The 11,175-nt window shown below is 69.9% G+C and carries 7 protein-coding genes; all 7 read left to right on the plus strand.

All coding sequences use genetic code 11. The features are described from left to right. Positions 1-112: 112 nt before the first annotated feature. The 7 genes from B0I32_RS24770 to B0I32_RS24800 all read left to right on the plus strand — a co-directional run bounded on the left by B0I32_RS24770 (position 113) and on the right by B0I32_RS24800 (position 11,173). Positions 113-775 carry a vWA domain-containing protein gene (locus B0I32_RS24770; RefSeq protein WP_106243660.1) on the plus strand — a complete coding sequence of 221 codons (663 nt, stop codon included), beginning with the start codon at positions 113-115 and terminating at the stop codon, positions 773-775. Between the two features lie 218 nt (positions 776-993). Beyond that, positions 994-1,521, plus strand: coding sequence for a nucleotide exchange factor GrpE (grpE, locus tag B0I32_RS24775; RefSeq protein WP_181307744.1), 528 nt, complete (start codon positions 994-996; stop codon positions 1,519-1,521). Beyond that, positions 1,522-3,105 carry an Hsp70 family protein gene (locus B0I32_RS24780; RefSeq protein WP_106243664.1) on the plus strand — a complete coding sequence of 528 codons (1,584 nt, stop codon included), beginning with the start codon at positions 1,522-1,524 and terminating at the stop codon, positions 3,103-3,105. 3 nt (positions 3,106-3,108) lie between these two features. Further along, the gene (locus B0I32_RS24785; RefSeq protein ID WP_106243667.1) at positions 3,109-5,631 is read left to right on the plus strand and encodes a SaeA-related protein; all 2,523 of its coding nucleotides are present in this window, start codon (positions 3,109-3,111) and stop codon (positions 5,629-5,631) included. 112 nt (positions 5,632-5,743) lie between these two features. Then, the gene (locus B0I32_RS24790) at positions 5,744-6,793 is read left to right on the plus strand and encodes a TRAFAC clade GTPase domain-containing protein (RefSeq protein ID WP_245956011.1); all 1,050 of its coding nucleotides are present in this window, start codon (positions 5,744-5,746) and stop codon (positions 6,791-6,793) included. Between the two features lie 4 nt (positions 6,794-6,797). Then, a complete protein-coding gene (locus tag B0I32_RS24795) occupies positions 6,798-9,038 on the plus strand; it encodes a GAP1-N2 domain-containing protein (protein WP_106243671.1) in 2,241 nt (746 codons plus the stop codon). After that, positions 9,038-11,173, plus strand: coding sequence for a TRAFAC clade GTPase domain-containing protein (locus B0I32_RS24800; RefSeq protein WP_106243674.1), 2,136 nt, complete (start codon positions 9,038-9,040; stop codon positions 11,171-11,173). Before B0I32_RS24795 ends, B0I32_RS24800 begins: the two co-directional genes overlap by 1 nt. Positions 11,174-11,175 lie beyond the last annotated feature (2 nt).

Consider the following 11,175-nt stretch of genomic DNA (forward strand, 5'->3'; position numbering starts at 1 on the left):
GACGGAAAGCCGACCTCGACTCCCCGGGAATTCCCCGGGGTGGCTGCCCGGCGGAGTGGGTGGGGATCCGCCGGGCAGCTCAGGGAAATTATCCGGGCTTGTGATAATTGGTGTGCTCTTGCTGGCGGTCGGCGTCGCCGGTGGGATCTGGTACCTGAACGGCGGTGGGCAGCGCGAATCGCTCGGTGGGGCCACGCTGGTCGGCACACGGCAGGCGCAAGGGGTCGTCTGTCTCGACGTGGCCGGCGACTTCTCCGCCTCCATGGACGACAGCGCCGAGATGAGAAGCGAGGCGCTGGCCCTGCTCAAGCCCTTCATGGCCCGGGAGATGCGGCCGGACGACCTGCTGACGACGGTCGCGTTCGCGCGTACGGCGTCGCTGACCCTCCCGCCGACCCGCGTGGCGGATCTCGCGACGACCTCCGACTCGCCGGGCCGGCAGGTGTCGGGCCAGTTCACCTACTTCGTCCCCGCGCTCAAGGCGCTGGACCGCGGCCATGCCGAGAGCGGCGGGAAGTGCGTCAGGCGGGTCCTCGTGGCGATCACCGACGGCGAGTTCGCGGACGACGTCAACCAGATCGTGTCACTCGTCCACCATTTCGACCGGGTCTACCTGGCGGTGCCCGACCAGGCGTCCGGTTACCGGCCGCGGATCTTCAAGAACTACAAACTAGCCGCGGTCGCGACGGACGGCTTCGACGATGCCGAGACCCTCAGTCTGCTGTACGGCCAGGCGCTCGCGGTGGCCACGGGTCAGCGGCTCGCGCGTGAATAACCGAAAGTCCGAATAAGTGCATTCCGAATTCTGGTAAGACCAGTTTCTGAACAAATTTCACGTTCAAAATGACACGCTTCGCGCAGTATTCATGGCTCGACTTGCTGGATACACTCTGGTGCGCAAGATCCCACGTTCTCGTCGAGAAAGCGGAACTCGTCATGGTCATCCCCCCATCGAATCCGGACATTCCCCCAGCGAATCGCGAAATAGGGGATATGTCGGATAACACTCCTGTGGCGGCGGTCCTCGATCGGCTGACCGAGGAGATCAAAGTCAAGTTCAAGAACGACATGGAACGTGCCAATCACCGTGAAGAGATCATCGACCGCCTCTTCGAGGAGAACAAGGCACTGCGGCACGGCCTGCTGCAAGAGGCACTGACGCCTGTGCGCAGCGGCCTCTACCGCCTGTACGACCTGGCCGGGCGGGAGGCGGCCAGGCACCACGGCGCCCCCGGAGGCGATGAGCATCTCGCCTCTCTCTTCGACGCCATCGCGGCCGAGGTAGCCGAGGTGCTGGCGCGAACCGGCGCCGAACTGCTCGACGTGTCGCCAGGAGACCCCTACGACTCCGCCAGGCACCGGGCGACGCGGACGGGGCCGGGACCGGAGGGCCAGGTCATGGCGGTGGTCGCGGCGGGTTTCCACCTCGGGGAGCGCGTCCTGCGCAAGGCCGACGTGGTGGTCGGCAAGAGCGTCGACGACCGTCAGGAGTCGTCGGAACCGCAGAGAAAGGACGGGTAGATGGCCGTTTACGGGATCGACCTCGGCACCACGTACTCGTGCATCGCCAGCATCGACCGGGTCAACCGGGCCGAGGTGCACCGCAGCGGGGAAGGCGCCGACACCACGCCCTCCGTGGTCTTCTTCGAGACGCCCGACAACGTCGTGGTCGGCCAGCACGCCAAGGACAGCGCCGTCATCAAGCCGGATCTGGTGATCAGCCGGATCAAGCGCGACATCGGCCAGGAGGTCGTCAGGACGCTGCACGGCAAGCCGTACACGCCCGAGGAGATCTCGGCGCTGATCCTGCGCAAACTGGCGGAGGACGCGCAGGTCGCGACGGGGGAGACCGTGTCGGACGTGGTCATCACGGTCCCCGCGTACTTCGGCGCGGCCGAGCGGGACGCCACCAGGAAGGCCGGCCGCATCGCCAGGCTGAACGTGATCGACATCGTCTCCGAGCCGGTCGCCGCCGCCATCACCTACGGCGTGCTCAACCCGCAGGAAGACTGCCACATCCTGGTCTACGACCTCGGCGGCGGCACGTTCGACACGACCGTCATGGCCCTGCGCGGCGGCGACATCGAGGTCGTGTGCACCGACGGCGACCACGAGCTCGGCGGCGCCGACTGGGACGATCAGCTGGTCGAGCACCTGGCGGAGCGCTTCAGGCGGGAGCACGCGGACGTCGGCGACCCGCTGGACAAGGGCGAGACCGAGCAGGACCTGCGGAAGATCGCCGAAGACCTCAAGAAGACCCTTTCCGCGAAGGTCAAGCACACGGTCAGGGTGATGCACGAGGGGCGCGCGACCACGGTCGAGATGACCAGGGAGGAGTTCGAGTCGATCACCAGGAACCTGCTGGAGCGCACCCTGGAGATCACCCGCCGGACGATGGAGACGGCGCGGGCGAAGGGGGTCACCACCTTCGACCACCTGGTCCTGGTGGGCGGGCTGTCGAAGATGCCCGCGGTCGCCGAGACCCTGCAGAAAGAGCTCGGCCTGACCCCTCAGCTTCAGGACCCTGACCTGGCGGTGGCCAAGGGCGCTGCGCTCTACGCGTTCGAGGAGACCTACCGGCGGCTGCTGAGCTCGGGCGAGCGCGACAAGGCCGAGGCGATGGCGCTGGAGTCGGGGCTGTCCGGTACGCAGCGCCGGCAGATCGAGGGGCGGACGATCAAGACGGTCGCCTCGCGCGCGTTCGGCATCATCACCACGCGCGGATCGACGCGAGAGAGCTACGTCGCCCATCTCGTCCACGCCAACGACTCGCTTCCCGCCTCGGTCACCGAGGGGTTCCAGACCCTCGACGACAATCAGGTGTCCGTGGCCATCCGGGTGATGGAGCAGGCGGGCAGCGTCGAGTCCGAGGTGGTCGAGAACAACAACCAGATCGGGGAGGGCGAGCTGCGCATTCCGCCGGGCAAGCCCAAGGGCTTCCCGATCGAGGTGACGTTCGCTCTCGACGCCTCTGGCTTGCTCCACGTCACCGCTCGTGAGAACGAGCAGGGCGGGCAGCTCGACCTCGACATCCAGATCGGCGGCATGTCGGAGGAAGAGGTCGCCTCGTCGCAGACCGCGCTGTCCCGGATTCGCGTGGAGTGACGCATGCCGTTCGATGAGGAGCGTTACCTGCGGGAAGTCCTGGAGCCGGCCAGGCAGGCCGGTGGCACACCGCCGCTTGACCTGTGCCGGCGCTACCAGATCACCGACCGGATGAGCGCCGCGGAGGTCACCGAGATTGTGGGGCAGGTACGGCAGTGCTGGCGGCGGTCGCGGCAGAAGCTGAAGTTCCGCAAGCTGATCGACGCACTGGAGGTCGAGCACGACCAGCACTACCGGGCGATCTTCAAGGCGGCGGCGGATGGTGACCTCGCCAAGCTGCGCACGGAGATCAAGCTCGCCGCCGAGCGCGAGGGCAAGCGCGTGGTGGACCTGCGGCGGCGGCTGGACGACGCGGCGGGGAAGCTGCGACTGCTGCCCCCCGACGTCGTCGAGGGCATCGGAAAGTCGGCGGGAGTCAGCACACAGGCCGTGATGGCCCTGGCCGCGGAGCTCGGGATCGACGTGCGCGAACCCGACCAGCTCCCGCAGTCATCGCCGTACGAGCCCTACGCCAACGTCCGCACCGCGCTCGACCTGCTCGGCCAGCGCCATCTGGCTGGATACGTCCTCGCCGAACGCCCGGGCGGGCTCCAGATCATGGGTGACATTCCCGGCATCCTCGACCGGGTCGCCACCTTGGAACAACGCACCCAGGTCCGGCAGCGGGGAGCGGGGACGACGATCGCCGACGGCATCCTCGCCGCCCTGCGCAACACGCCGGATCCCGTGGCGCTCCTGCGGTACGACATCGCCGTCCGGCTGCGCGAACGCGTACGCGAGCACCCGTACGACGACACGCTGATGCGGCACGTCACCGACGACCTCGGCATCGAGGCGGGCGACGCCAAACGGCTCATCTACGCGATCCGCCAGGAGAGCGGCGTGTCGGGCGGCCCGGCGAGCCGGCTGCGCGAACTGGTGGACGCGGGGAGGATTCACGAAGCGGTGGGCTTCCTCGCGGTGCTCTCGGCCGAGACGCTGAGCGGCGAGGCGGCGGAACTGGCCGCGGAGGCCCGGGCCCGGCTGGCCGAGGCCGTGCGGCTGCGTGACGCGGCACGGACCGAGAGCGACGCCGACCAGGCGTGGACGATGCTGGACGAGGCACTGAGCCGGGTGCCCGATCTGCCGGGAGCCGAGGCCATGCTGGCCAGGCTGGCGCCGCGGCCGCCGGGCGCGGTGCGGGCGCGGCTGCACGGCGACGTGGTGGCCATCGTCTGGCAGCCGTCACCGTCCCGGGCCGGCGACATCGACTACGAGGTCTACCGCAACGGCGTCCCGTTCGCCGAGACTGGCCGGCCGAACGCCTCCGACGAACGCCCGCCGGTCAACACGCCCGTGACCTATTCGGTGACGGCCCGCCGCGGGCAGGCCACCTCGGCCCTAGCCGTGTGCGCGCCGCTGACGTACCGGCCGGAGCCGGAGGACCTGCGGCTGAGCGCGGTGGACGGTGTGGTAACCGGCCGCTGGCGGGTCCCCGCCGAGGTGCTGCGGGTCGTGGTGACGCGCGACGGCGGCCCCGTCCGCGTGGAGTCCACTGGCTTCCGCGATCAGCAGGTGCGCAACGGCATCACCTACGAGTACGTCATCTCTGCCGTGTACTCCGACGGCCGGGGCGAGGTAACCACGCCGGGTCTGCGCCGCTCCGTCACGCCGCAGGCCAAGCCGGTGCCGGTCGCCGACTTCACGGTGGAGCCCGACCCGGCGGGCCGGGACGAGTTGCTGATCCGCTGCGCCGAGCCGGCGTCGGGCGTGCTGGAGTTCGTGCTGCTCGCGTCGGAGCCACGCTGGCCGTTCGGGACGGACGTGCCGATCGCGGAGGTTCGCGCGGCCGGCCGGGTCCTGCCTGCCACCGCCACGCGCGAAGGGTACGTCCTGCGCGCCGCCCGGGTGTCCGGAGTGCTCCTCGCCATCACCGTCGTGGAGGACACCGCGACCGTCGGCGCGCATCGCGAGCACGTGAACCTTTCGGTGCCACGACGGGTGAGCGCGGTACGGCGCGGTGGAACGATCCACATCGGCCTGGAATGGCCTAAGGACGTGCCGGAGATCGAGGTCAGGTGGGGGAGCCGGACCATGGTCGTCTCGTCCGCGGCCTACCGGTCGCAGGGCGGCATCCGGCTCGACATCCCCGAGAACGAGGCGCCGAGGGTCGAGCTGGCTCCGACGACCGTGGTCAAGGGCGCCCGGGTGCGCGGCCAGGCCGTGCGGGTGCCGCTCTCCTCCGTCGTGCCGCTCCGCTACGACGTGCGCAGAGAGGGCGCGGTCTGGAGGCGGCAGCTGGTGGTCGAACTGACCTCCGAACAGCCGGCCACGGTGAACAGGTTCGTTCTCGTGGTCAAGTCGGGCCGGATCCAGCCCGGCTCGCCCGAGGACGGCCGCGTACTCGGTGAATGGTCCGGGCTCAGCGCTCCGGCCCGGCTTGTCGTTCCGATGCCGAGACAGCCGAAGCCCTACTGGGTGCGCTGTTTCGCCGAAGGGCCCGTCGAGCTCATCGATCCGCCCGTACGCGTACTGAAGGTGGGTTAGACCTGTGATCACCTGCCCGTACTGTTTCGTCAAGGTGCCCCCGGCCCGCATCGCGTTCCGCTGCCTGGGGGGCAGCGGCCGGATCAAGGGCTGCGAGCCACGCAAGGACGACGTGCTGAGCACGTTCACCGGCGTCGCGCAGGAGCTGCCGCCCGTCTTCTCCGTTCGGCGTCCAGGGCGGCGGGCGGTCTGTCCGGCTTGCCGCAGGGAGACCGCCTGGCGGGCCTGCCCTTCGTGTCACAGCAGGCTCGCGGCCGAATACTGTGCCAATCCCGGCAAGATCGTCGCGCTCGTCGGGGCCAAGCACGCGGGAAAGAGCACCTATATCGCGGTCCTGATCCATGAGCTGATGAACCGGGTCGGCGAAGAGCTCGACGCCTCGCTCGTGCCGTGCGATGACCGGACCATAGAACGGTACAAAACAGACTTTAATCGCCCGCTCTACGGCGACCACCGGCTCCTGTCCTTCACCCAGTCGGCGAAGACGGCCGCGCGCGATCCGCTCGTGTACCTCTTCACCCGCACCGGAGGCGGCTGGCGCCGCCGGACGGCCTCACTGACCCTGGTCCTGTTCGACACGGCCGGCGAGGACTTGCGTGAGCGCGAGATGAGCGAACTGCATCTGCGCTACCTGAACGCGGCCGACGCCGTCATCTTCCTACTGGACCCGCTGGAGCTGCCCGGCGCCCAGGCGGCGCTGCACGGCTCGGCCAGGGAACGCGGCGGGATACTCGCCGACGACCTGATGAGCGATCAGATGGACGTCGTCGTCCGGGTCACCGAGTTGCTGCGCAAGCGGAACAGCGGCCGACTGGCCATCCCGGCCGCCGTGGCCCTCAGCAAGATCGACGAGCTGCGGCCGTCGATGGAACGTCAGTCGGCCCTGCACCGCACCCGCGACCCGCTCGGCGCGCTCGACCTGGACGACAGGGAGGCCGTGGACGAGCAGGTGCGTGCGCTGCTGCACCAGTGGCAGGCGGGCATGATCGACCGTTACCTGAGCCAGCAGTACAACGACTACGCCTTGTTCGGGCTGTCGGCCCTCGGCGAAGTGCCGGAGGGCCAGAAGGTGGCACGCAGCGGAATCCGTCCCTATCGCGTTGAAGATCCGCTGCTGTGGCTGCTGTACCGGTTCAAGATGCTCGACGGCATACGGAGGTAACGTCGTGGCTTGGCAGCTCCACTACAGCTCGGCGGAGACAGGACCGTCGGGGCGCGCCGGGTTCCAGATCGTGGCCGACAGCCGGGGGCTGCCCGCCGGGTCGGCCGCCGAGGTCGCGCCATACCTCACCTACCGGCCGCCACCCAGCTCGCCGACCGCGCCCACGCGGCAGCAGATCGAGGCGATGCCGGTCGCTCTGTCGTACGGACCGGTCGGCGACAGGCACGCCCTGGTGCGCTGCTCCTACCTAGGACAGGACTATTCGGGCAGATTCGGAAACTTCCTCGGCCACGCCCTGGTGCTGGCGGAAGGAGACCTGGTCGGGGTGCGGCCGGTCGAGTTCTGGAAGGCGCCGTTATGGGCGCAAGCACCGGCCCGTCCCGGCACAACGCTGCCGGAGCTGACCGAGCTCATGCCGGGCGCGGAGCTGGACCCGGAAAGCCTTGGGCAGTGGCTCGGCGCCGGTGGGCAGGCCGCCTACCAGCGGCTCGGCGGCCTGCTCGAACTCGTCCGGCGCAACCTCGTCCGCGGGTACGGTCGGCTCATCCTGGTCGGCGCGGAGTGCGAGGAGATCGTCCGCTGGATCGCGGTGATCTCCTACTCGTTGCCGTGGGAGGCGGTCACCCGGCTGTCCTTCGTCACCTACAGCGGCGACCCGGCCTCCACCAGGCAGCTCATCGTGGGCACTACGCCCGACGTGTGGATTCCCTCCGACGTGGACGCGACGGTGCTGACGCTGGCCGAGGAGCCGCAGTCGGTCGAGATCGGCCGGTTCGCGCAGACGGCGCGAGACTTGTGGCGCTCGATGGACTTCGACGGGATCGACGAACTCGCCGCGTTCGACACCTCGGACCCTGATACGGCGGCCGCGCTCGTGGCGCTCTGCCTGACCGGCGCCGCGCTGTCGGAAAAGGAGCAGTCGGCGGTGGCCGAGCTGATCGAGGCCGGGGTGCCCGGCTGGGTGTGGCCGCATCTGGGCCGGCGCGCCGAGCTGCTCGGGCAGCGTCTCGCCCACGCGGTCACCGTGCACGGCCCCGCCGAGGCCGCGGACCCATGCGCCGCGCGGTGCGTCCTGCTGGCGTTGCGCGACCCCGGCGTGGCGCCCCCGCCCAGGCCGCTTCCCGAGGCGTACCGCGAGCAGGTGATGGCGGCGGCGCTGGCCGCCCTGAGTACCGCCGACCGGCTCGACCGCCTGGTCGGCGTCCTCCGGGTGGCCGACGCGGCGGACCTGCGCATCGCCGGTGCCCGGGTGGAAGAGGCTGCCGCCGCGCTCGTCGGATCCCGGCCGACCGGGGTGCCCGAGCAGCTCGATCGCACTCCGCGCAGGTGGCGGGAGGACCTGCTGGCAGGGCTGGTCGCCGGACTGGAACGAAGCCGGCCGGACGTCCGGGCGAGCGTGCTCACCCCGGAGCTGTGCCGTTGCCTGGCCGACCGGGATCTGCGGGCCGCGCCGGGCACCGCCATCACTGTGATCGCTTGGCAGGTGCGCTCGGACGGCCTCGACCGGGTCCAGGCGACCGTCAGGGTGTTGCGGCTCGACCGGGGCCGAGCGGCGACGAGCGAGCAGGACGCCGCCTTCGGGGACATCTGGCAGGAGGAGCCGACGGCCGCCGAGGTGTGCGAGCTCGTCGACGCCGCCGGTCCACGGCTGCCGGACTACTACACGCTGAGTACCCTGCCCGCACGCCTGTTCGTCCGTACCCGGCTCAAGGGGAAGGAGGCCGTGGAGGTCGCCACCCGGATCCGGCAGGCCGGGCTGACGGGGATCGCGGCCGAGGACGCGGAGGCGGTGCTGCTCGCCACCGGACTCGCCGACATGCGCAGCCTCGGCCACGCGTACACCGAGGTGGAGCAGCTCACCGCCCTGTTCCGCGGCCTCGATCCCAAGCTGGCCACGCTGGTTCGCACGCGGGCGGCGAAGAACCTGGCCCAGTACGACCCGTTGTTCCGCATGGCGTTGACGAAACGGCTCCCCGGGGCGTCCCGTGACTGGCTGCTCGACGAGTGGCTGGCCGCCCGCGCGAATCGGGACGAACAGGCGGCGCTCCTGGAGATCGCGATCCGGCTCAGGGAGGCCGGTGTGCTGCTGCCCGCGCTGGAGAAGTGGGCACAGAGCATGGTGAACAGCTGGTCGCCGTTCGGGTCGATGGAAGGCCGGTTCAGGAAGGACCCGGTGTTGTCAGACGGCCTGCGCAGGCTCATGAAGCCGAAACGCCGAGGGTCCTGGCTGCGGGGAGGCCGCTGATGTTCTACCTGATCCTCCTCGTCATCGCCTGGGTCGCCGCGATGTGGGCCGGCTCGATCGCCGCGGTCGTCCTCTATCCCGTGCTGCTGCTCACCAGCACGGTGGTGGCGATCGGCCTCTACCTCATGCAGGTACGCGCGACCCTGGTGCCCGACTCCTCCGCCGGGCTGTCGCCGGTCGTGCCCGTGGCCGCCGGGAAGGGACGTGATCCCGCCTATCCCCACTACCTGTCCCGTCAGGTGTGGAAGGACTGGACGGCGATCCTGCGCACCGCGTCCCCGCGCATCGCCGCCAAGGCCCAGAAGGCGCTGGGCACGGTCAGCGGCACCCTCATGGGCGGGCAGCAGGGCTGGTTCCTGTTCCCCGTCTGGCTCGCCATCTGCGGCGGGATTCTCTCGGCGGCGGTCCCCGTCTTCGTGGTCGCCGTGCTCATCATGACGTTGTACGCGGCAACCGTGGTGCTCGGCCTGCTCGTCTGGCTGATCTGCGTGGGGCTGCTCCGGCTGGTGGACCAGGCGTTCGTGCTGGCGTACCGGATTTTGCAGACCTGCCCCTATCCCGGCTGTTACTCCAGGTTCACCCTGCCCGTCTACGCCTGCCCGACCTGCGGCAACAAGCATGCCAAGCTCAGGCCCGACCTGAACGGCGCGGCCCGGCACGTCTGTCAGTGCGGCACCCGGCTGCCGACCACCATCCTGCTCGGCCGCTACCGTCTCCAGGCGTTCTGCCCGCACTGCGAGCGGTTGCTGCCCACGCGGGTCGGACGGGTGCGCATCGAACCGCTGCCGTTCGTCGGAGGGCCCGATGCGGGCAAGACGACGTTCATGGCGCTCAGCGTGGACGCCATCCACGGCGCGGTGAACGAGGCCGGTGGCCGGGCGTTCTTCGCGGACAAGACCGATGAGCTGGCGTTCCGGCGGCTGCGCGTCGAACTGTCGACGGGACGGATCAGCAAGACCGGGGCCGAGCTGCCCAAGGCGGTGATGCTGGACATCGCGCTGCCCGGCAAGACGGGCGGCGACCGGATCCTCTACCTGTTCGACCCGTCCGGTGAGCACTACACCGGAGCCAGCAAGGTCGAGGAGATGCGTTACCTGTCGCACGGGGAGGCCTTGATCCTGGTCATCGACCCGTTCGCGCTGCCCGACGTGCAGGCGCACCTCCTGCAGTCCGAACGCGAGATGCTGACCGCCAAGGGGGTCAGCCTCTCTCCCGAGGACCCGGCCGACACCTTCACCCGGCTCCGCAACGAGCTGGCCAGCCGGGCCGACGGCGGTAAACAGCGCCGGGTCGCGGTCGTGCTCTCCAAGGCCGACCTGCTCCGCGGGACCACCTCCGGGCGCGGCATCGACGATCTGCGTACCTGGCTCAAACTCATGGGACTGGGCAACCTCGTCAGGGAACTCGACCACCAGAGGGCCGACGTGCGATTCTTCGCCTCGGGCCTCCCACCGCGCGGGGCGGAGATCGCCGAGCTGCTGGGCTGGCTGGCCGGACTGCGGCTCAGCGCGCACCCGGCCGAGGCGGCCGGCGGCCACGCCACCGAGCCGGCGGCCGGTGATGCCCGGCGGCCGTGGGACAGCAAGCCGCGTCCCAGCGGCCGCCCGCCCCTGAGCTACCTGATCTTCAGAAGAGGGCTCGCCGCAGCGATCACGCTGACCTCCGCTCTCACCGTCATCCTGTTCAGCGTGCTGCTCCTGAACATGTGGCTGCCGAACGACGCGCCGGCGCTGGACTCCACGGCCTCCGCGATCGATCCGTCCGCGACGGCGGCTCCGATCGGCGAGGCGCTCGCCGGGCGGTGGCGCGGGCTCGTGCACCAGTCCAACGTGCGGGACTACCACGTCGAACTGACCCTCAAGGAGGGCGCGGCGCTCGGCGACCGGGCGGGCGCCGTTAACTATCCGGAGCTGGACTGCTCGGGCACCCTCACCCTGGAACCGGTCACCGCCACCGGGGCGACCATGCTCAGGGAGGAGATCGACGAGGACCCGGAGGACAGGTGCATCCCCACGTCGTGGCTGGCGTTGCAGGCGGACGGGTCAGGCGAGGTCAGCCTGTTCCTGTACGTGCAGCCGGAGGACGCCTCCGGGGGGAGTCCCCTCGCCTACGCGCAGTTGTCTAAGGACCCCTGACG

The organism is Nonomuraea fuscirosea (assembly GCF_003001935.1).
Taxonomy (GTDB): domain Bacteria; phylum Actinomycetota; class Actinomycetes; order Streptosporangiales; family Streptosporangiaceae; genus Nonomuraea; species Nonomuraea fuscirosea.